16 protein-coding genes are annotated in these 21,403 nt (G+C 70.7%); 11 read left to right on the top strand and 5 right to left on the bottom strand.

The window, feature by feature from the left end; all coding sequences use genetic code 11:
• Genes CLV71_RS13585 through CLV71_RS13570 form a run of 4 tightly spaced genes read right to left on the bottom strand, consistent with a single transcriptional unit; the run spans window position 1 to window position 3,712 of the window.
• Window positions 1–1,149, bottom strand: a complete 1,149-nt coding sequence (locus CLV71_RS13585; protein WP_133903052.1) for a THUMP-like domain-containing protein — start codon at window positions 1,147–1,149, stop codon at window positions 1–3.
• Window positions 1,146–2,132 (bottom strand): class I SAM-dependent methyltransferase, encoded by a 987-nt coding sequence (locus CLV71_RS13580; RefSeq protein ID WP_133903051.1) that lies wholly within the window; start codon window positions 2,130–2,132, stop codon window positions 1,146–1,148. Before CLV71_RS13580 ends, CLV71_RS13585 begins: the two co-directional genes overlap by 4 nt.
• Window positions 2,122–2,901, bottom strand: a complete 780-nt coding sequence (locus CLV71_RS13575) for an enoyl-CoA hydratase/isomerase family protein (protein WP_133903050.1) — start codon at window positions 2,899–2,901, stop codon at window positions 2,122–2,124. Before CLV71_RS13575 ends, CLV71_RS13580 begins: the two co-directional genes overlap by 11 nt.
• A 37-nt stretch (window positions 2,902–2,938) precedes the next feature.
• Window positions 2,939–3,712 carry an ABC transporter ATP-binding protein gene (locus tag CLV71_RS13570; RefSeq protein ID WP_133903280.1) on the bottom strand — a complete coding sequence of 258 codons (774 nt, stop codon included), beginning with the start codon at window positions 3,710–3,712 and terminating at the stop codon, window positions 2,939–2,941.
• Window positions 3,713–3,874: 162 nt separating this feature from the next.
• Here CLV71_RS13570 and glgX point away from each other — a divergent pair, with 162 nt between their 5' ends.
• The 4 genes from glgX (at window position 3,875) to CLV71_RS13550 (ending at window position 8,305) form a co-directional block, all read left to right on the top strand.
• A complete protein-coding gene (glgX, locus tag CLV71_RS13565; RefSeq protein ID WP_133903049.1) occupies window positions 3,875–5,992 on the top strand; it encodes a glycogen debranching protein GlgX in 2,118 nt (705 codons plus the stop codon).
• 166 nt (window positions 5,993–6,158) lie between these two features.
• The gene (locus CLV71_RS13560; protein ID WP_133903048.1) at window positions 6,159–6,698 is read left to right on the top strand and encodes a cysteine dioxygenase; all 540 of its coding nucleotides are present in this window, start codon (window positions 6,159–6,161) and stop codon (window positions 6,696–6,698) included.
• On the top strand, window positions 6,695–7,087 hold the full coding sequence (locus tag CLV71_RS13555; RefSeq protein WP_133903047.1) for a rhodanese-like domain-containing protein: 393 nt from the start codon (window positions 6,695–6,697) through the stop codon (window positions 7,085–7,087). Before CLV71_RS13560 ends, CLV71_RS13555 begins: the two co-directional genes overlap by 4 nt.
• Before the next feature lie 102 nt (window positions 7,088–7,189).
• Window positions 7,190–8,305 (top strand): tetratricopeptide repeat protein, encoded by a 1,116-nt coding sequence (locus CLV71_RS13550; protein WP_133903046.1) that lies wholly within the window; start codon window positions 7,190–7,192, stop codon window positions 8,303–8,305.
• 118 nt (window positions 8,306–8,423) lie between these two features.
• On the opposite strand, the gene glgP is transcribed toward CLV71_RS13550, so the two are convergent.
• A complete protein-coding gene (gene glgP, locus CLV71_RS13545; RefSeq protein ID WP_133903045.1) occupies window positions 8,424–10,922 on the bottom strand; it encodes an alpha-glucan family phosphorylase in 2,499 nt (832 codons plus the stop codon).
• A 122-nt stretch (window positions 10,923–11,044) separates the two neighbouring features.
• On the opposite strand from glgP, the gene CLV71_RS13540 reads away from it, so the two are divergent.
• The 7 genes from CLV71_RS13540 (at window position 11,045) to CLV71_RS13510 (ending at window position 21,399) form a co-directional block, all read left to right on the top strand.
• Window positions 11,045–13,012 carry an alpha-1,4-glucan--maltose-1-phosphate maltosyltransferase gene (locus CLV71_RS13540; RefSeq protein ID WP_133903044.1) on the top strand — a complete coding sequence of 656 codons (1,968 nt, stop codon included), beginning with the start codon at window positions 11,045–11,047 and terminating at the stop codon, window positions 13,010–13,012.
• Between the two features lie 124 nt (window positions 13,013–13,136).
• The gene (locus tag CLV71_RS13535; protein WP_133903043.1) at window positions 13,137–14,090 is read left to right on the top strand and encodes a zinc metalloprotease; all 954 of its coding nucleotides are present in this window, start codon (window positions 13,137–13,139) and stop codon (window positions 14,088–14,090) included.
• Between the two features lie 166 nt (window positions 14,091–14,256).
• Entirely contained in the window at window positions 14,257–16,089 is a 1,833-nt protein-coding gene (gene treS / locus CLV71_RS13530; protein WP_133903042.1) for a maltose alpha-D-glucosyltransferase, read from the top strand.
• Window positions 16,086–17,423, top strand: coding sequence for a maltokinase N-terminal cap-like domain-containing protein (locus CLV71_RS13525; protein WP_133903041.1), 1,338 nt, complete (start codon window positions 16,086–16,088; stop codon window positions 17,421–17,423). Before treS ends, CLV71_RS13525 begins: the two co-directional genes overlap by 4 nt.
• A gap of 111 nt (window positions 17,424–17,534) precedes the next feature.
• The gene (locus CLV71_RS13520; RefSeq protein ID WP_133903040.1) at window positions 17,535–17,966 is read left to right on the top strand and encodes a CBS domain-containing protein; all 432 of its coding nucleotides are present in this window, start codon (window positions 17,535–17,537) and stop codon (window positions 17,964–17,966) included.
• A 55-nt stretch (window positions 17,967–18,021) separates the two neighbouring features.
• Entirely contained in the window at window positions 18,022–20,199 is a 2,178-nt protein-coding gene (glgB, locus tag CLV71_RS13515; RefSeq protein ID WP_133903039.1) for a 1,4-alpha-glucan branching protein GlgB, read from the top strand.
• Between the two features lie 9 nt (window positions 20,200–20,208).
• The gene (locus CLV71_RS13510; RefSeq protein ID WP_133903038.1) at window positions 20,209–21,399 is read left to right on the top strand and encodes an MFS transporter; all 1,191 of its coding nucleotides are present in this window, start codon (window positions 20,209–20,211) and stop codon (window positions 21,397–21,399) included.
• The last annotated feature ends 4 nt before the right edge of the window (window positions 21,400–21,403 follow it).

The raw sequence follows: 21,403 nt of genomic DNA, 5'->3' as shown, positions 1-21,403 counted from the left end.
TTAGCCGCTCGCGCACAGATACGCCATGGGTGCTCGCCCCACACGCGTGAGCACGACGGTCGCCGACTCGCGGCCGGACAGCTTCAGCCTGGGGCGCAACGTGTTCGGGTCCACGTCCAGACCTCGCACGAGGATCTCCAGCCTGCCCACACCCCGACCGCGCAGGGTCTGGCGCAGTGACTTCTCCGTGTAGTGGCCGTGTTCGAGCACCCGGAAGGCGCGGATGCCCGCCGGTTCGGTGTCGCCGGTCAGGTAGGCGATGCGTTCGTCCAACTGGCCGAACCCGAGCGTGGCCGCGTACTGGCGGACGAGGCCGGCACGCACGACCGCGCCGTCCGGGTCGACGAGCCACTCCCCCACCTCGCGGACCGGGCAGTCGTCCGGGTCGTCGGAGGTGACGGTCCACTCGCGGCCGTCACCGCGCAGGACCGTGGCGCGGCGGGTCGGGCCCGCGAAGGCTCCCGCCCACAGGCACGCCTCACGCACCTGACCGTCGAGGGACACCAGCTCGACCTCGCCGTCCCACGGCAGCTCGGCGAAGTCCATACCCGGCGCGCACTTCACGGCCAGGTCCCGGCCGCGATACACCTCGGCGAGCGCGTCGAGCGGGGGCACGAAGTCCGCCGCGTGCCAGCGCCTGCGACCCGCGGCGTCCCGGCGGGCCGGGTCCACGAAGACGGCCGTGCCGCCGGTGACCGGCCGCAGTGCGTCGGCGCGGCACACGGGCACCGGGGTGTTGCCCGCCGCCATCAGCAGCCGGACGTCGTCGGTGTCCGAACCGACGCAGCGGTCGGCGACCTCGCCCAGCGCGGCGAGGTCCACGCCGACCGAGCACGTCACGTCGTGCACGTCCCGCCCGGCGAACCGGCGCGCCCGGTGCCGGGCCACCAACGCGGGCGTCGCCTGCTGGAGTGCGGTGTCGGTGAACAGCCACGCGTCCGGCGAGTCCACTTTGGACACCGCGCGGCGGCGCAGCAGCACGGTCTCCAGCACCGCGCCGGACCGCGCACCCACCAGACGCCGCGCCGTCGCGACGTCGGCCAGGTAGCTCTGCGAGGTCAGCGGCAGCGCGTCGACCGCCGCGACAGCGGAAACCCCGGCCGTCGAGCGCAGGAAACGCACGTCGGCCGGGGTGAACTCGTACGTTATGGCTTCGTCCCGGTGATCAGCACGTTGTAGAAGAGGTCACGCGGGGCGAGTTTCCGCAGGACGTTCTCGTCCAGCCAGGACAGGCGCAGCCACGCCTTGTAGGCGAACATCCGCCAGCCCATCGTCAGCCGCTCCTGGGGCACCGCGGCCTCGAACGTCCGCACCGGCCAGCCGAACAACGCGGCGGCCAGCTCCTCGGTGTGCGCGTGCACCTGCGCCGCACCGGCGTCCCGGGCCATCCGCTCCAGGTCGGTCGGGTCGAACGTGTGCAGGTCCACGACGGCCTCGAGTGCCGCCGCCCGCGACGACTCGTCCAGCTCGGACTGCGGTCGCCGCCACCCCGACAGCGCGGGCAGCTTCGTCACGTTCGTCGTCAGCCACCACGTGAACTGGCCGAGCTTGCGTGCGTAGGTGTCGCCGATCTTCGTCGGCTCACCGGCGAACACGAACCGCCCGCCCGGCTTGAGCACGCGCAGCACCTCGCGGAACGCGGCGGGCACGTCCGGGATGTGGTGCAGCACCGCGTGCCCGACGACCAGGTCGAAACTGTTGTCGTCGTAGGGGATCCGCTCGGCGTCGGCGACCCGGCCGTCCACGTCGAGGCCGAGGCTCTGCGCGTTGCGCAGGGCCACCCTCACCATGCCGGGTGACAGGTCGGTGACCGAGCCCTTCTTGATCACCCCGCCGGACATGAGGTTCAGCAGGAAGAAGCCGGTGCCGCTGCCCAGCTCCATCGCGTGCTCGTAGGGCCAGTCCTCGTCGCCCGCCACCGCACGACCGTGTTTGTCGTTCGCTCCGCAAGCTGCGCGAAACCGGCCGGTGGCGTAGTCGATGCAGCGCTCGTCGTAGGAGATCGACCACTTCTCGTCGTAGGTGTCGGCCTCCCAGTCGTGGTACAGCACGTTCGCGAGCTTGGGATCGGAACGCGCCGCCTCGACCTCCGCCTCGGTCGCGTGCGGGTTCGGAGCCGGATCACTTGCCACTGAAGTTCGCCTTCCCCGGCCCGTTCTCGATGAACGACCGCATGCCCGTCTTCTGGTCCTCGGTGGCGAACAGCCCGGCGAACAGCTGGCTCTCCAGGCGCAGCCCGCTCGCGAGGTCGCCGTCGAGGCCGCCGTCGATGGCCAGCTTCGCGGCGGCGAGGGACTGGGCGGCCGCACCGGTGAACTTCGACGCCCACGCCCTGGCCGCCTCGTAGACGCCGTCCGGCGCGACGACCTCGTCGACCAGCCCGATGTGCAGTGCCTCGGTGGCGTCGACGAACCGGCCCGTGTAGACGATGTCCTTCGCCCTGCTCGGTCCGACGAGACGGGCGAGCCGCTGCGTGCCGCCCGCACCCGGGATGACGCCGAGGAGGATCTCCGGCTGGCCGACCTTCGCGTTGTCGCCTGCCACCCGCCGGTCGCAGCACAGGGCCAGCTCGAGGCCGCCGCCGAGCGCGTAGCCGGTGACGGCCGCGACGGTCGGCTTGGGGATCTCGGCGACGGCAGTGAACGACGAGGACAGCTCACGGGCGCGGGAGGCCATGTCCACGTAGGACATCTCGGCCATCTCCTTGATGTCCGCGCCTGCCGCGAACACCTTCTCGCCGCCGTAGACGACCACCGCGCGCACGTCGTCACGCCGCGTCGCCTCCTGCGCCGCGGCGCGGATCTCCTCCTGCACCTGCCGGTTGAGCGCGTTCATCGGCGGCCGTTCCAACCGGATGGTGCCGACGCCGCCGTCGACCTCGAGCCTGACGAACTCACCCACAGGCAGCCTCCCTACTCCTAAGTAACGTTGCCCAAACCTAGACCGCGGCCCGCCGCCGCGCGAAGTACCGGTCGCCGATCTTGTCCAGCTCGAGGTCCTGACCGAACGTCCTGGACAGGTTCTCGCTGGTCAGGACCTCGTCGATGAGCCCCTGCGCGACCACGGCGCCGTCCGCGACCAGGAGCAGGTGCGTGAAGCCCGGCGGGATCTCCTCGACGTGGTGGGTGACCAGGATCGTCGCGGGCGCGTCCGCGTCGAGCGCCAGCTCGGACAGCCTGGCGACCAGGTCCTCGCGACCGCCGAGGTCCAGGCCCGCCGCAGGCTCGTCGAGCAGCAGCATCTCCGGGTCGGTCATGAGCGCGCGGGCGATGATCGTCCGCTTGCGCTCGCCCTCGGAGAGGGTGCCGAACTCACGCTCGGTGAGGTGCCCGATGCCGAGGCCCTCGCACAGGTCGAGCGCGCGGCCGGTGTCCAGCTGGTCGTAGTCCTCGCGCCAGCGGCCGAGCACCGCGTAGCCGGCGCTCACCACCAGGTCGATGACCTTCTCCTGCGGCGGCACGCGCGCGATCACGGCGGCCGAGCAGAAGCCGATGCGTGGCCGCAGCTCGAACACGTCGACCCTGCCGAGCTTCTCGCCGAGGACGTGCACCTCGCCGGTCGTCGGGTGCAGCTCGGCCGCGGCGAGCCTGAGGAGGGTGGTCTTGCCCGCACCGTTGGCGCCGAGGATCACCCAGCGCTCGTCCAGCTCTACTCTCCAGCTCACGTCCGCGAGCAGGTGGTTCTTCCCGCGGCGGACGCCAACGCCGGACATGTGCACGACAAGGTCGTCAAGGTCGGATCCCGTCACGGTGCCCTATTCAACAGGAGCGTTCGCCGGGCCGTGCTCTCGGTTTGTCTCCGCGCACGGGGAGTCCCACGAGAATCACACCGACCGGCTCTGATCATCGGACGTTTCGCCGGGCAAGATGGAGGAATGCCCGACGACCACGTGCTGCCCGGACATCCGTTCCCCCTGGGGGCGCACCCCGAGGCCGGTGGCGTTCGGTTCTCGGTCGCGTCGTCGGTGGCCGACGCCGTCGAGCTGTGCCTGATCGGCGAGGACGGCAGCGAACGCCGGCGTGTCGAGCTCACCGAGCGCACGTTCGGCATCTGGCACGGCCTGGTGCCCGGCATCACACCCGGTCAGCGCTACGGCTACCGCGTGCACGGGCCCTACGAGCCGTCCCGCGGCCTGCGGTGCAACCCGGCGAAGCTGCTGGTCGACCCGTACGCCCGGCGCATCTCGGGCACGGTCGGCGACCCGAGGGCGGTGCTCGGCTACGAGGGCGACCCCATGGGCGGCAGGCCCTCGACGATCGACTCGCTCGGGCACGTGCCACTCTCGGTCGTCACGTCACCCGGTGGGGTGGACACGGGCGTGAAGCCGGAGACACCGTTCGGGGAGACGGTGATCTACGAGCTGCACGTGCGCGGCTTCACCCGGCTGCACCCCGAAGTGCCCGAGCACCAGCGCGGCACGTACCTCGGACTCGCACACCCCGCGGTGATCGACTACCTCGTGCGGCTCGGCATCACCGCCGTCGAGCTGCTGCCGGTCCACACGATCGCGGACGAGCCGTCGCTGCGCAAACGCGGGATGGCCAACTACTGGGGCTACTCGACGCTGGGCTTCCACGCGCCCCACGAGGCGTACGCGAGCGAGCCGGGCCGGGAGATCGCCGAGTTCCGCACGATGGTGGCCGCACTGCACGCCGCGGGCATCGAGGTGATCCTCGACGTGGTGTTCAACCACACGTGCGAGGGCTCGGTGGCCGGGCCGACGCTGTCGTGGCGCGGGTTCGACGCGCCCGCGTACTACCTGCACGACCGCAACGGCGCCACTGTGGACCTCACCGGCTGCGGGAACACCCTGAACCCCGGGTCGCTCACGGTGGTCCGGCTCGTCACGGACTCACTGCGCTACTTCGCGAACGAGCTGGGGGTCGACGGGTTCCGGTTCGACCTGGCGAGCGCGCTCGGCCGCCCGCGCGGCGGCTGGTTCGACCAGGACTCCGCGCTGCTGACGGCCATGACGGTCGACCCGACGCTCGCACAGTGCAAGCTGATCGCGGAGCCGTGGGACGCGACGGCGGACGGCTACCGGGTCGGCGGGTTCGCACCACAGTGGACGGAGTGGAACGACCGCTTCCGGGACGGCGTGCGGGACTTCTGGCGCGGCGCGGTGGACGTGCGTGACCTCGCCTACCGGCTGTCGGGGTCGGAGGACCTGTACGCGGCGAACACGCGGCGGCCGTGGGCGTCGATCAACTTCGTCACCGCGCACGACGGCTTCACGCTGCGGGACCTGGTGTCCTACAACGAGAAGCACAACGAGGCCAACGGCGAACGCGGCCGGGACGGCGCGGACTTCAACCGTTCGTGGAACTGCGGGGTCGAGGGCCCGACCACGGACCCCGAGGTGCTGGCGCTGCGGGACCGGCAGGCCCGCAACCTGCTGGCCACGCTCCTGCTGGCGACCGGCACCCCCATGCTCACCGCGGGTGACGAGCGGTGGCGCACGCAGGGCGGCAACAACAACCCGTACTGCCTCGACGACGAGACGTCGTGGGTCTCGTGGGAGCCCTCGCCCCAGGCCGAGGACCTGATCGCCTTCACACGCAAGGTGATCGCACTGCGTGTGGGCTCGCCCGCGCTGCGCCAGCCGGAGTTCTTCGACGGCCGTCCGTCGCACTCCGGCACGCCGGACCTGGTGTGGTTCTCGCCACGCGGCGAGCCGATGACCGACCACGACTGGTTCGACGAGAAGCGACGCACGCTGGGCATGTGGCTCGACGGGTCGACCAGCCTGTCCCGCGACCGCTCCGGCGAGCTGATCCCCGACGACAGCTGGCTGGTGATCCTGCACGCGGGCGACAGGCCGACCGAGATGACCCTGCCCGACGCGGGCTTCGGCGAGCTGTACGTGCCCGTTCTGGACAGCGGGACGCCGCGTGGCGAGCCGGTCGACATCAGACCGGTGGACGCGGGCAAGTCCGTAGCAGTCCCCGCTCGAACACTGCTGGTGTTCCGGGTGCCGCGTACCACAAGATGAGACGACTTCCCACAATCAGGCTGGGCATGCCAACATCACGGATGTGTCCCGGTCGCTGATGAGCTGGCGTGACCGCACGGTGGACCTGCTCCTGGTCGCCTCGTGCGGCTGTACCGACGGTGCGTAAGTCAACCCCGTCCGGTGATCTTTTCCTTGGAGCACAACCATGTCCACGGCCACACTGCCTTCCTTCGACGCGCTCGTCCAACCGCTGAGTCCGGTGTGGACGCCCGCGCAGCTGCGTGACCTCGTCTCGACCGTCGCCGCCACCAGGGGGACCGAGCTGCTGGAGCAGGTCCGGTTCGCCAGCCCGCAGCGGTGGTGGGCGAGGCTCGCGCTGACCGAGGAGGTGGAGGTGTGGCTGCTGTCCTGGCTCCCGGGCCAGCACACCGCGCCCCACGACCACGGCGGCGCCTCCGGCGCGTTCTCGGTGGTGCTCGGCGAGATGTCGGAGACCTACCGGTACCCGGAGGGTGAGATCCGGCGCCAGACCCACGGTCTCGGCGCGACGATCGGTTTCGGCGCGGGCCATGCCCACCAGATGTGGAACACTTCGACGAAACCGGCGGCTTCGGTGCACGCGTACTCCCCGCCGCTGGTCCCGACCCGCGAGTACGCGTCGCTGCTGGACATCCCGGCGTCGATCCCGCCGCTGCCGCCGCGCCGCTCGCTCGAAGAGCTGGCGAAGGAGCCCGTCGAACCGTGAGTGCCGTCGACGACGTGCTGGACAGGGCCCGCGCCCGGCTGTCGCGGGTCTCCCCCGCCGACCTGGCCGGGCTGCCGGACGACCACCTGCTGGTGGACATCCGGCCACTGCACAACCGGGTGGCCGAGGGCGAGATCCCCGGCGCGGTGCCGGTCGAGCGGATCGTCCTGGAGTGGCGGCTCGACCCGGGCGGCACGCACCGCATGCCCGGTTTCACGGCCGAGACGGTGGTCGTGGTCTTCTGCAACGAGGGCTACTCGTCGAGCCTCGCCGCGCGTGACCTCCAGGAGGTCGGACTGCCGAAGGCGACGGACCTGGTCGGCGGTTTCCGCGAGTACCTGGCGGCCGGTCTGCCGGTCCAGCCGGGCGGCACGCAGGCCGTCACCTGAGCTTCTGCCCTTTTGACTGTCCGCCGAGACGATGGGAAATCCAGCCGCGCCGCGTAGCGTCTGCTGCTTGTGCGGGTCGTTCGTGTTCTGCCAAGACCGGGGATGCTCGTCACCCTGGTGACCGTGGCCGCCGTCGTGGTGGCCGAGCGGTCGCTGCCCGGTGCGGTGACCGGGCTGTTCGGCGCGCTGGTCGGCGGCCTGGCGGCCGTGGCCGCGAGCCAGTTCGGCCTGCTGACCAGCACGGTCGTGGCCGGGGTGAGCATCGCGCGGCTGATCGTGGGCGTCGGCCCGCGAGTGGCGGACTGGTCGACTCCGCACCGGATCGTGGCGTTGCGGGCCGTCCCGGTGATGCTGTCGGTCTCCGTCCGTGCCACAAGATCACCCGTGCGGGTGAGGGTGTGGGTGTCGGCGCTGTGTGCGCTCACGTTCGAGACGGGGCTCGCCGTACTGGCCGTGCTCGCGGCGGACGGGTCGTTCACGCGTGGCCTGGCGGCGGGTGCCGTGGCGTCGCTGGTGCTGTCGCTGATCCCGAAGCAGACGGCGACCACGACGTCGCCGGGCTGGCTGCTGTTCCGGCTCCCCATGGCCGGCGCCGACCTGGCGCGCCAGATGGAGGCCGCGCCGATGATCGGCAGGGCGGTGTCCGCGGCACAGGCCGGTGACCTGGTGACCGCCGAGCGGATGGCGGCCCGTCTGCGGGAGTCCTACCCCGACCTGCGCCCCGCGCTGGCGGCGAGGATCGCGGTGCTCGAGGCCCAGGGCCGGTACGCGGAGGCCATGATCCTCGCGGTGAAGCTGACGACCGACCTGACGACCGACCCGCAGCAGGCGGCCGGCTCGTTCGCCGCGCTGGCCGGGCTGGCATGCGCGACGGTGGAGGCGGGCCAGCTCGATGCCGAGGTGGGGCTGACGACCGCGAGCCAGGCGATCGAGAACGCGGCCACGCTCGGCTACCCGGGGCACCGGCTGAACGGTCCCCGCGCGATGGTGGAGCTGCTGCGGGGGAACCTGAAGGAGGCCATCGTGCTGGCCCGCCAGGCGGCAGGGGCGGGTGACGACGTGCTGGCACGTGCCGACGACCTGGCCACACTGGCGCGGGCCCACATGGCGGCGGGCGACAACCGCAGCGCCCGCGAGGTGATCGGGGAGGCGGAGAAGCTCGCGAAGTGGTGGCCGCGCGTCGCGAAGACGCGCACACGCCTCGAGGTGGCGGGCTAGGACGATTCGCGGGAGGGTGCCCATGGGCACCCTCCCGCGAAGTTCTGACTGGTCAGGGGGTGGCGGCTTGGCCTCCGGCCCCCTCGATCCACGCTACGGCATAGGACCGACAGTCAGCTCAGGCCAGGACCACCCTGCCCAGCTCCACCGGGGTCGCCAGCAGCTCGTGGTTCGGGAGGACCCTGGCCGTCACCCCCAGTGAGCCCGCGTGCGGCAGGGCCACCTCCGCCGTGTAGCGGCCGTCGCCCTCGGGGTTCATGGCCACCGTGACCACGTCGAACAGCTCGTCGCTGTCCGCGACCCTGCCGATGACCGCCTGGACCTGCACGTCCGTCGCGGTCAGGCCCGCCAGCTCGACCGACGCGCTGACCGCCACCCGCTCACCGAGGACCGGCGAGTCCGAGCCGTTCAGGGACAGGTCGCACGACGTGACCCGGATGTGGGGCCACGCACCCGACAGGCGCTGGCGGTAGGACGCCAGCTCGCGCGCCACCCGGTAGCCCTCCGCGTCCGCCAGTTCCACGGCCGTCGCGGCGGGCGTGTACTGGGTCTCCACGTACTCCTGGACCATCCTGGAGGCCTGGACCCTCGGCCCGAGCGTCGCCAGCGTGTGGCGGACCATCGCCAGCCACTGGGTCGGGACGCCGTCGGTCCTGTCGTAGAACAGGGGCGCCACCTGCGCGCCGAGCAGCTCGTAGAGCGCCGCGGCCTCCAGGTCGTCCCGGCGCAGCGGATCGGACACGCCGTCCGCGGTCGGGATGGCCCAGCCGTTGGACCCGTCGTAGAACTCGTCCCACCAGCCGTCGCGGATGGACAGGTTCAGGCCGCCGTTGAGCGCCGCCTTCATGCCGGACGTGCCGCACGCCTCCAGCGGGCGCGTGGGGTTGTTCAGCCACACGTCACAGCCCCAGTACAGGTACCTGGCCATCGACATGTCGTAGTCCGGCAGGAACACGATCCGGTGCCGCACGTCGTGCTCGTCGGCGAACCGGACGATCTGCTGGATCAGCGCCTTGCCGCCGTCGTCGGCCGGGTGGGACTTGCCCGCCACCACGAGCTGTACCGGACGGTCCGGGTCCAGCAGCAGGGCACGCAGGCGGGCGTGGTCACGCAGCATCAGCGTCAGGCGCTTGTACGTCGGCACGCGCCGTGCGAAGCCGACGGTCAGCACGTCCGGGTCGAAGACGGTGTCGGTCCAGCCAAGCTCCAGCGGCGAGGCACCGCGCTGCAGCCACGCCTCGCGCACCCGCCTGCGCACCTCGGCCACCAGCAGGCGGCGCAGGTCGCAGCGCAGGTCCCACAGGCCGTGGTCGTCCAGCTCGGTGCCGACCGACGCCATCTCGCGGGCGGTCCACGTCGGCCCGTGCACGCCGTTGGTCACCGACGTGATCGGCACCTCCGAGGTGTCGAAGCCCGGCCACAGGCCGCCGAACATGTCCCGGCTGACCTCGCCGTGCAGCTGCGACACCCCGTTGGCCCGCTGCGCGAGGCGCAGGCCCATGTGCGCCATGTTGAACATGCCGGGGTTGTCCTCCGCGCCGAGCGCGAGCACCCTGCCCAGCTCGACGTCCGGCAGCAGCGCGCCGTCACCGAAGTAGTGCTGCACCAGGTCGACCGGGAAGCGGTCGATGCCGGCGGGCACCGGCGTGTGCGTGGTGAACACCGTGCCCGCACGCACTGCCGACAGCGCCTCGTCGAAGGTCAGCTGGTGGGCCGACATCAGCTCACGCAGCCGCTCGAGGCCGAGGAAGCCCGCGTGACCCTCGTTGGTGTGGAACACCTCGGGCTGCGGATGGCCGGTCAGCTCGCAGTAGGTCCGCACGGCGCGGACGCCGCCGATGCCCGCGAGGATCTCCTGGCGGATGCGGTGGTTCTGGTCGCCGCCGTAGAGGCGGTCGGTCACGCCACGCAGGTCGTCGTCGTTGCCGTCCACGTCGGAGTCGAGCAGCAGCAGTGGCACGCGGCCGACCTGCGCCTTCCACACCCTGGCACGCAGGACGCGGCCACCCGGCATGGCGACGTGCACGAGGATCGGCGCACCCGATGGCTCCACGAGCGGCGACAGCGGCAGCGCGTTCGGGTCGAGCACCGGGTAGCGCTCGATCTGCCAGCCGTCGAGCGACAGCGACTGGCGGAAGTAGCCCGACCGGTACAGCAGGCCGACCGCGATGATCGGCACGCCGAGGTCGGACGCCGCCTTGAGGTGGTCGCCGGCCAGGACGCCGAGGCCGCCCGAGTAGTTCGGCAGCGCCTCGGTGACGCCGAACTCCATCGAGAAGTAGGCGATCGACTCGGCCATCCGCCCGGAGGGCAGCTCGCCCCTGCGCTGCTGGTACCACCGGTGCTCGGTCAGGTAGCGGCGCAGGTCCTCGGACAGCTCGGCGAGCCTGGCCCGGAAGCCGTCGTCGCGCGCGAGCTGCTCCAGTCTGCTCGCGGGCACCTCCGCGAGCAGCCGCAGCGGATCGGCGAGGCGCTCCCACACACCCGCGTCGATCGTGGCGAACAGGTCCTGCGTGTGCGGGTGCCACGTCCACCGGAGGTTGGTCGCGAGCGTCTCCAGCTCGGCGAGCGCCTCGGGCAGGCCGGCACGCACAGTAAAGCGACGTACAGCTTTCACGTCGATCGACCCTAGCGGGCACCACCGACCGCACTTCACGTGCGGGGCGCACGTGTGACCCTGGACAGGACGGGGCACACTTCAGGTATCACCTTCAGAGCGCGCGGGAGGGCTTGCCTGGCATGAGTGGCCGCCTTGGTATCGACGACGTTTCCCCACTGATCAGCTGTGGCCGCTACCCCGGCAAGGCGGTCGTCGGCGAACACATTCCCGTACGCGCGACGGTCTGGAGAGAGGGTCACGACGCGGTCGCGGCGACCGTCGTGTGGCGTGGCCCGGGCGACAAGGGTGAGCGCCTGACCAGAATGGACGTCGACGACCCGCACGCCGACACGTGGGTCGCGGACATCCGGCCCGACGCGACGGGCATGTGGACCTTCCGCATCGACGCGTGGAGCGACCCCTGGTCGACCTGGCGGCACGCGGTCGAGGTCAAGGTCGCCGCCGCGCAGACCGCCGAGGAGCTGGCCAACGACCTCGAGTCCGGCGCGCTGCTGCTCGACCGCGCCGCACGCCGGTTCCCCCACAACGGCGAGCGCGCGATGCTCGTGTCCGCGGCCAGGGCACTGCGGGACACCTCACGCCCGCTGCCGCAGCGGATCGCCGAGGCCCTCGCCGGGCCGGTCCAGAAGTACATGTGGGCCAACCCGTTGCGCGACCTCGTGACCCGTGGCCGCAAGTACCAGATGTGGGTCGACCGGCCCAAGGCGCTGTACGGGTCCTGGTACGAGTTCTTCCCCCGCTCCACCGGCGGGGTCGACGAGTCCGGCAAGCCGGTGCACGGCACGTTCGACACCGCGGTCAAGGAGCTGGACCGGGTCGCGCGGATGGGCTTCGACGTCGTCTACCTGCCCCCGATTCACCCGATCGGGCACGTCAACCGCAAGGGTCCCAACAACAGCGTCATCTCGGTGCCGGAGGACGTCGGCTCGACGTGGGCCATCGGCTCGCCGGACGGCGGCCACGACGCGATCCACCCCGAGCTGGGCACGATCGAGGACTTCGACCGGTTCGTGGCACGCAGCAACGAGCTGGGCATGGAGGTCGCGCTCGACCTGGCGCTGCAGTGCGCGCCGGACCACCCGTGGGTGACCTCCCACCCGGAGTGGTTCACCACCCGGCCGGACGGGTCGGTCGCCTACGCCGAGAACCCGCCCAAGAAGTACCAGGACATCTACCCGCTGAACTTCGACAACGACCCCGAGGGCATCTACGCCGAGGTGCTGCGGGTCGTCATGCACTGGGTCAACCACGGGGTGCGGATCTTCCGCGTCGACAACCCGCACACCAAGCCGCCGAACTTCTGGCACTGGCTGATCCACCAGGTGAAGTCCCTGGAGCCGGACGTGCTGTTCCTCGCCGAGGCGTTCACCAGGCGGGCGCGGCTCTACGGGCTGGCCAAGCTCGGGTTCACGCAGTCCTACACGTACTTCACCTGGCGGACCACCAAGGCCGACCTGATCGAGTTCGGCAACGAGATCGTCGAACACGTCGACGAGGGCAGGCCGAACCTGTTCGTGAACACCCCGGACATCCTGCACGCGTCGCTGCAGGTCGGCGGCCCGGGGATGTTCGCGTTGCGTGCCGTGCTGGCGGCCACGTTCTCGCCGAGCTGGGGCGTGTACTCCGGCTACGAGCTGTACGAGTACGAGCCGGTCCGGGAGGGCTCCGAGGAGTACCTGAACTCGGAGAAGTACGAGCTGCGGCCGCGTGACTTCGACCGGGCGCTGAGCGAGAACCGGTCGCTCGAACCATGGCTGACCAGGCTCAACACCATCCGCGCCGCGCACCCCGCGCTCCAGCAGCTGCGCACCCTGCGTTTCCACCACACCGAGAACGACGCGTTGCTGGCGTACTCCAAGCAGGACCCCGAGACGGGTGACACGGTCATCGTCGTGGTCACGCTCGACCCGGTGCACGCGCAGGACGGCATGGTGTACCTGGACCTGCCCGCGATCGGGCACGACTGGCAGGACAAGCTCGTCGTGCACGACGAGGTCACCGGGGCGACGTGGGAGTGGGGGCAGGCCAACTACGTGCGTCTCGACCCCCTGCAGGCCGTGGCGCACATACTCTCCGTAACGCGTTGATAACCGGTAACTGTCAGCCGGACGGGGACAGGTAACAAGTACTGTCCCCGTCGCGACCCAGCACGTACGGTCCGATGCATGGCGTGACACGGAAGGGTCATGCCCCCTGCTGAGAGGTACGTGCATGTCTCTACGAAGAAGCGCCGTCGCGGTGGCGGCCTTCGCCATGTCCGCGTCCGCCTTCGCCGTGCTGCCCGCGGCCTCGGTCGTGGCGGCCCCGACTCACTCCGACGTGTCCGGTGTGGAGTGTGCGACCGGTGAGGGCTCGGCCGCACGCGTCAAGCCCGGCTCGCAGGAGCACGAGCGCAACGAGATGACCGAGGCGCAGGTGGCCGCGGCGGAGAAGGACGCGAAGTCCAAGCTCGCCGCGAAGAAGGCGGCGGGCAGGGACGTCGGCGTCCAGGCCGTCGTCACGGTCCCGGTCGTGTTCCACGTCGTCTACGCCTCCGACGGCACGGGCAACGTGACGCAGACCCAGATCACCCAGCAGATCGCCGAGATGAACCAGGACTACGCGGGCGGCGAGTCGTCGCAGGCGTCGAACACCGAGTTCCAGTTCACCCTCCAGGCGGTCCGCCGGTGGCAGAACAACAGCTGGTTCAACGACCCGGACAGCGCCTCCGGTGAGCGGGCGATGAAGACCGCCACCCACGAGGGTGACGCCGGGGTCCTGAACATCTGGTCGACCAACACCAGCTACCTCGGCTACGCGACGTTCCCGTCCTGGTACGCGGACGACCCGCAGCTCGACGGCGTCGTGATCCAGTACGGCTCGCTGCCGGGCGGCCCGATCACCAACTTCAACCTCGGCAAGACCGCGACCCACGAGTCCGGTCACTGGCTCGGGCTCTACCACACGTTCCAGGGCGGCTGCAGCGCCTCGAACGACCAGGTGGCCGACACCCCGGCCCAGCGGACCGAGACGAGCGGCTGCCCGGCGGGCAAGGACACCTGCCCCGCGGCGGGCGTCGACCCGATCCACAACTACATGGACTACAGCTACGACAGTTGCTACAACCAGTTCACCCCCGGCCAGAAGGCTCGCATGCAGAGCCAGTGGGCCACTTACCGCGCCTGAGTTGAGCCGAACGGGCGCCGCCGGGGATCCGGCGGCGCCCGCGTCATGCGTGATGCGGTCAGAGCAGTGACCATGGAGGAGGGGGCGGTGACGGACCTGGCACCATGATCGTCACTCCCCCGACAAAGGCTGTTGGGTGGAATGCTGAACATGTGAAGGTGCGGGAATGATCGATACGCCGGAAGCTGCGCCGGACTCCCCACGTCCGGACGCCGCCCTTGGCCTCGACGGGGTGCCACACACGGGAGAGTCGGTCACCGCCGACGGACATCTCGTCGAACCGAACGCGGATGACTTCCGGCATGCGAGATCCGCGCCGAAACAGCCGACCTGGTACAAGACCGCGGTCTTCTACGAGGTGCTCGTCAGGGCCTTCAACGACTTCACCAACGACGGCACCGGCGACCTGCGCGGCCTCGCGGACAAGCTGGACTACCTGCAGTGGCTGGGCGTGGACTGCCTGTGGCTGCCGCCGTTCTACGCCTCGCCGCTGCGCGACGGCGGCTACGACATCTCCGACTTCCGCGCCGTGCTGCCGGAGTTCGGCACCGTCGAGGACTTCGTCTACCTGGTCGACCAGGCGCACCGCCGAGGACTGCGCGTGATCACGGACCTGGTGCTCAACCACACGAGTGACGCACACCCGTGGTTCCAGGAGTCACGCCAGAACCCCGACGGCCCCTACGGCGACTTCTACGTGTGGTCGGACACCGACGACAAGTACTCGGACGCGCGAATCATCTTCGTCGACACGGAGTCGTCCAACTGGACCTACGACCCGGTGCGCGGCCAGTTCTACTGGCACCGGTTCTTCTCCCACCAGCCCGACCTCAACTTCGAGAACCCCGAGGTCGGGGACGCCATGATCGACGTCCTGCGGTTCTGGCTGGACCTCGGCATCGACGGCTTCCGCCTCGACGCGGTCCCCTACCTCTTCGAGGAGGAGGGCACCAACTGCGAGAACCTGCCACGCACGCACGAGTTCCTCAAGCGCTGCCGCAAGGTCGTCGACGACGAGTACCCGGGCCGGATCCTGCTCGCCGAGGCCAACCAGTGGCCCGCGGACGTCGTGCAGTACTTCGGCGACCCGGCCATCGGCGGCGACGAGTGCCACATGGCGTTCCACTTCCCGCTGATGCCGCGCATCTTCATGGCCGTGCGGCGCGAGTCGCGGTTCCCGATCTCGGAGATCCTGGCGCAGACGCCACCGATCCCGACCGGCTCCCAGTGGGGCATCTTCCTGCGCAACCACGACGAGCTGACGCTCGAGATGGTCACGGACGACGAACGCGACTACATGTACGCGGAGTACGCCAAGGACCCGCGCATGAAGGCGAACATCGGCATCCGCAGGCGCCTCGCCCCGCTGCTGGACAACGACGACAACCAGATGGAGCTGTTCACGGCCATGCTGTTGTCCCTGCCCGGATCGCCCGTTCTGTACTACGGTGATGAGATCGGTATGGGAGACAACATCTGGCTCGGTGACCGCGACGCGGTGCGCACACCCATGCAGTGGTCGCCGGACCGCAACGCGGGCTTCTCGCGGTGCGACCCGGGTCGCCTGTACCTGCCCGTGATCGCCGACCCGGTGTACGGCTACCAGTCGGTGAACGTGGAAGCGCAGCTCAACAACTCGTCGTCGCTGCTGCACTGGACGCGGCGCATGCTGCAGGTGCGGCGCGAGCACCCGGCGTTCGGGCTCGGCGACTTCGTCGAGCTGGGCTCGTCGAACCCGAGCGTGCTGGCCTACCTCCGCCACCTGCCCGCCGCCGACGGGCAGGCCGAGGACCTGGTCATCTGCGTGAACAACCTGTCGCGCTTCCCGCAGCCGGTCGAGCTGAACCTGTCCGAGCACGCCGGGTGCGTGCCGGTCGAGCTGACCGGCGGTGTGCGGTTCCCGGCGATCGGCGAGCTGCCCTACCTGCTCACGCTGCCCGGTCACGGGTTCTACTGGTTCCAGATCACATCGGAATCCGACGAAGGCGAGACGCTTTGACCGTCATCCGACCCGCGGAGGTCGCCGAGGACCTCGGGGACAAGTTGTTACGGTGGCTCGTCGGCCAACGCTTCTTCCGCACCAAGGGCCGCGTGCCGACGTCCGTCCACACGGTACGGTCGTCGGTCCTGATCGACGGCGACCCCGCGCTCGTCCACGCGATGGTGTCCGTCGACGGCGGCGACCCCTACCAGCTGCTGTTCGGCATCCGCGACCACGTGCCGGACCACGTGGCACACGCGGTCATCGGCAGCCTGGCGGGGCGGACCGTGTACGACGCGGCCGCCGACCCGGACCTGATGACCGCGCTGCTCGACCACCTGCTCGCCGGGGATTCCCCGTCGGGCTTGCGGTTCGAGGCCGACCAGCCCATCGAGCGGGGCGTGCGGCCCCGCCAGATGGGCGTCGAGCAGAGCAACACGTCGCTGGTCTACGGGCTGGGTGTGCTGAAGCTGTACCGCCAGCCGGAGCAGGGCCGCAGCCGCGACGTGGACCTGCACCGGGCGCTGGCGGGCAACCCGCACATCGCGACCCCGCTCGGCGTGCTGACCGACGAGCGCGTGGACACACCCGTGGTTCTCGGCTTCATGCAACGGTTCCTGCCCGACGCGGTCGAGGGCTGGGCGATGGCGACGGCGAGCGTGCGGGACCTCCTCGCCGAGGGGGACCTGCACGCGGACGAGGTCGGCGGCGACTTCGCGGGCGAGGCGGGCAGGCTCGGCGCGGCGGTCGCCGAGGTGCACACCGCGCTGGCCGCGGCGACCGGGCACCGGATGATCGGCACCGAGGAGCTGGGGTCCGAAGTGGACGCCATGCACGCACGCCTCGACGTCGTGCTGGGCGAGGTCCCGGCCCTGGTGCCGGAGGAGACGATGTTGCGGGCGGCGTTCGACGCCGTCCGCGGCATCACCGGCGCGGTGCCCATCCACCAGATCCACGGCGACCTGCACCTCGGCCAGGTCCTGCGCACGACGGCGGGCTGGATCCTCATCGACTTCGAGGGCGAGCCGGGTGCGACGCCCGAGCAGCGGTCGGTGCCCCGCTCCCCCCTGCGGGACGTGGCGGCCATGCTCCGGTCGTTCGACTACGCGGCCTTCCACCTGCTGCCCGGCGACGACGACCGCCAGCGGGCCGCGCGTGCGACCGAGTGGTCGGACCGCAACCGGGCGGCGTTCTGCGCGGGTTACGCGGAGGTCGGCCAGGACCCGGGCGAGCAGGCCGTGCTGCTGCGCGCGCTGGAGCTGGACAAGGCCGTGTACGAGGTCCGCTACGAGCACCACAACCGCCCGGACTGGGCGGCGATCCCCCTGGCCGCGATCCAGCGCCGAGCCTGAGGGCCCGGTCCCCACCGGCGGTCGCCGTCGAGCGGCGGCCCGCGACCCTCGTTAGCCTGGAAGGCAGCGCCATCGATGACGAGGCCGGGCCGACGAAACGGGGTGTCACCCATGCGGGTCGCGGATCTGTTGCGTGCCAAGGGTTCCGAAGTGGCCACGGTGCCACCGGAACAGTCGGTGACCGGGTTGCTCGACGACCTCGCCCGGCACAACGTCGGTGCACTGGTGGTCGTCGACTCCTCCGGCGCGCTGGTCGGCATCGTGTCGGAACGCGATGTCGTGCGCCGCCTCGACGAGCGGGGCGCCGAGCTCCTGACCGCGCAGGTCGACCAGATCATGACGAGCCAGGTGGTCACGTGCGACCCGAACGAGGGCGTCGACCGGCTCGCCGAGATCATGACCGAGCGGCGCGTCAGGCACATGCCGGTGGTCGAGGACGGGCAGCTCGTCGGGATCGTCAGCATCGGCGACGTCGTGAAGAGCCGCATCGAACAGCTCGAGTCCCACAACGAGCAGCTCGAGTCCTACATCGCCCAGGGTTGAGCCGAATGCGGGCCTGTTGAGCAGGTCGCCCCGCACAACGGCAGAATGAACAACGATGAAAGCGAACCCGGGCAAGCCCGCCGACGACGACCTGCGCCGGTTGCTGGCCGGCGCTCACCACGACCCCCACTCGGTGCTCGGCGTGCACGCGGACCACGCCGGCACGACGGTCGCCCGCGCGTACCGCCCCGGCGCCAAGGCCGTCGCGGTACTGGCCGGTGACACCAGGACCGAGCTGGACGAGGTGGCCGACGGCCTCTTCGCAGGCGTCCTGACCGACCACCCAGGCTCCTACCGCTTCGAGGTGGACTACGGCGGCGACCCCGTCGTCGCCGACGACCCGTACCGCTGGCTGCCCACCCTGGGCGAGCTGGACCTGCACCTGCTCGGCGAGGGCCGCCACGAACGACTGTGGGACGTGCTCGGCGCGCACGTGCGCTCCTACGAGACCCCCGACGGCACCGTGACGGGCACGTCGTTCGCGGTGTGGGCGCCCAACGCACGCGGTGTCCGCGTGTGCGGCGACTTCGACGGCTGGGACGGCCGCGCCAACCCCATGCGCTCGCTGGGTTCCTCCGGCGTCTGGGAGCTGTTCCTGCCCGGGCTGCCGCCCGGCACGTGCTACAAGTTCCGCATCCTCGGCCCGGACGGCAGCTGGCACGAGAAGGCCGACCCGATGGCCTTCTCGACCGAGGTCCCGCCCGCGACGGCGTCGCGGGTGACGGTCTCGAGCCACCTGTGGACCGACGAGGAGTGGGTGGCCCGCCGCGACGCGACCCAGTGGGTCAGCGCGCCGATGAGCGTCTACGAGGTGCACCTCGGCTCGTGGCGCCCCGGCCTCGGCTACCGCGAGCTGGCGACCCAGCTCGCGGACTACGTGTCGGACAACGGCTTCACGCACGTGGAGCTGCTCCCGGTGGCCGAGCACCCGTTCGGCGGCTCGTGGGGCTACCAGGTCACCTCCTACTACGCGCCGACGTCCCGATTCGGCACCCCGGACGAGTTCCGCGAGCTGGTGAACGCCCTGCACGACAAGGGCATCGGCGTGATCATGGACTGGGTGCCCGCGCACTTCCCACGCGACGCGTGGGCGCTGGCCCGGTTCGACGGCACCCCGCTCTACGAGCACGCCGACCCGCGCAGGGGCGAGCAGCCCGACTGGGGCACCTACGTCTTCGACTTCGGCCGCACGGAGGTGCGGAACTTCCTCGTGGCCAACGCCCTGTACTGGCTCGAGGAGTTCCACATCGACGGCCTGCGGGTGGACGCCGTGGCGTCGATGCTGTACCTGGACTACTCGCGCAAGGAAGGCGAGTGGCTGCCGAACATCCACGGCGGCAGGGAGAACCTCGACGCCGTGCGGTTCCTGCAGGAGCTGAACGCGACCGTCTACAAGCACCACCCGGGCACGCTGATGGTGGCCGAGGAGTCGACGGCGTGGCCGGGTGTCACCAGGCCGACGCACCTCGGCGGCCTCGGCTTCGGCTTCAAGTGGAACATGGGCTGGATGCACGACACCCTGAGCTACCTGGGCCACGACCCGGTGCACAGGTCCTACCACCACAACGAGCTGACGTTCTCGCTGATGTACGCGTGGAGCGAGAACTTCATGCTGCCCCTGTCGCACGACGAGGTCGTGCACGGCAAGGGGTCGCTGTGGACGCGCATGCCGGGCGACGACTGGAACAAGGCGGCCGGTCTGCGGTCGCTGCTGGCGTTCATGTGGGCACACCCCGGCAAGCAGCTGCTGTTCATGGGTGGGGAGTTCGGCCAGCCGCAGGAGTGGTCGGAGAGCCGCTCGCTGGACTGGCACCTGCTGAACGAGCCGCTGCACGAGGGCCTCCGCAGGCTGGTGGCCGACCTCAACCGGGCCTACCGCGCGCTTCCCGCCCTGTACACGGCCGACAACCGGCCGGAGGGCTTCCACTGGATCGACGCGAACGACTCGGCGAACAACGTGGCGAGCTTCCTGCGCCTGGATCCGGCGGACGAGCGCGCGGCCGTTGCCTGTGTCGCCAACTTCGCCGGCCACCCCCACGAGAACTACCGGGTGGGCCTGCCGAAGGCCGGTCGCTGGCGCGAGGTGCTGAACACCGACGCCGAGAACTACGGCGGCTCCGGCTGGGGCAACATGGGCGTGGTGGAGGCGGAGGACCGGCCGTGGCACGGCCAGCCCGCGTCGGCGCTGCTCCAGCTCCCGCCGCAGGGCGTGCTCTGGATGGTGCCCGAGTAACCTCCTGGCGTGCGCCGCTACCGCGAACTGCTGCGGATACCGGGGGTCCGCGGGCTGACGGCGGCGGTGCTGCTCGGCCGTGTGTCCACCTCGATGCTGAACCTGGCGTTGCTGGTGGCGCTCACGCAGCGCCACGGCTACGCGAGCGCCGGGTTGATCGTGATGGTCTTCGCGGTGGTCAACGCCATCGCGGGCCCGGTGCGGGGCCGCCAGGCGGACCGGCGCGAGCCGCACCGGGTGCTGCTGACCATGGTGGCGGCCCACACGGTCGCCTGGGTTGGTCTGGTCGCGGGGTTGTTCACGAACGCACCGGTGGCGGTGCTGTGCGTCGCCACCGGTCTGCTCGGCGCGACCATCCCGCCCGCCGGCCCGGTGGTGCGCGGCCTGTGGCCGACGATCATCCCGGCGGAGCAGGTCACGACCGCCTACGCCTTCGACGCCGCCGTGAACACCGCCACCTTCCTGACTGGTCCCATGATCGCGGGTGGCCTGCTGCTGCTCATGCCCGCGCAGGCCGTCGTGGCCGTCACCGGCGTGGTGAAGCTCTCCGGTGACCTGCTGATCGCGCTCACGCCGGCGCTGCGCGCGAAGCGGGAGACCAAGCGGCGTGGCGGGTTCCTCGGGCCACTGGCACAGCCGAGGGTGCGGCTCCTGCTCGGGATGGTCGTCCTGGACACGTTCTGCTTCGGCTGCCTCGAGGTGGCGGCCGTGGCCGCCGCATCAGGCACGGGCAGGGCCGGTGTGCTCACCAGCGCGCTGGCACTCGGCGCGGTGGTGAGCGGCCTCGGCTACGGCGCCCGCACCTGGCCGGGGAGCCCAGGGGCACAGCTGGTGACGCTGCACCTGGGTGGCGCGGCTGTCCTTGTCCTGGCAGGCATGGCGGGCTCGGCGGCGCTCGTGCTCGTCGCGGCGACCTACACGCTGTACGGCCTGGTGAACGGTCCGGTGGAGACGCTCCAACAGCTACTGGTCGGCGACCTCACCCCGGAGGGGCAGCGGATCGAGGCCTTCGCCTGGGTGTTCAGCGTCATGTGGGCAGGCTTCGGCATCGGCACGACTGTCGCGGGCCGACTGGTGAGCGACGGCGACCCGGGTGGCGCACTCTACGCAGCCGCACCGGCACAGGGCGTGGTCGCGATCGTCGCTCTGGCCGTATTGAGCCGTCCTCACGACACGGAAACGCTAGGACCGGCACACTAGAGCC

The organism is Actinophytocola oryzae (assembly GCF_004364325.1).
GTDB classification, from domain to species: Bacteria; Actinomycetota; Actinomycetes; order Mycobacteriales; family Pseudonocardiaceae; genus Actinophytocola; species Actinophytocola oryzae.
The sequence above is the reverse complement of the archived record's forward strand: the minus strand, read 5'-3'. Positions and strand labels throughout refer to the sequence as shown.

Coding starts and splice junctions, on each gene's coding strand:
- CLV71_RS13570 (WP_133903280.1), bottom strand. CDS start 3,712: ATGTCCGGCGTTGGCGTCCGCCGCGGGAAGAACCACCTGCTCGCGGAC.
- glgX (WP_133903049.1), top strand. CDS start 3,875: ATGCCCGACGACCACGTGCTGCCCGGACATCCGTTCCCCCTGGGGGCG.
- CLV71_RS13560 (WP_133903048.1), top strand. CDS start 6,159: ATGTCCACGGCCACACTGCCTTCCTTCGACGCGCTCGTCCAACCGCTG.
- CLV71_RS13550 (WP_133903046.1), top strand. CDS start 7,190: ATGCTCGTCACCCTGGTGACCGTGGCCGCCGTCGTGGTGGCCGAGCGG.
- CLV71_RS13540 (WP_133903044.1), top strand. CDS start 11,045: ATGAGTGGCCGCCTTGGTATCGACGACGTTTCCCCACTGATCAGCTGT.
- CLV71_RS13535 (WP_133903043.1), top strand. CDS start 13,137: ATGTCTCTACGAAGAAGCGCCGTCGCGGTGGCGGCCTTCGCCATGTCC.
- treS (WP_133903042.1), top strand. CDS start 14,257: ATGATCGATACGCCGGAAGCTGCGCCGGACTCCCCACGTCCGGACGCC.
- CLV71_RS13520 (WP_133903040.1), top strand. CDS start 17,535: ATGCGGGTCGCGGATCTGTTGCGTGCCAAGGGTTCCGAAGTGGCCACG.
- glgB (WP_133903039.1), top strand. CDS start 18,022: ATGAAAGCGAACCCGGGCAAGCCCGCCGACGACGACCTGCGCCGGTTG.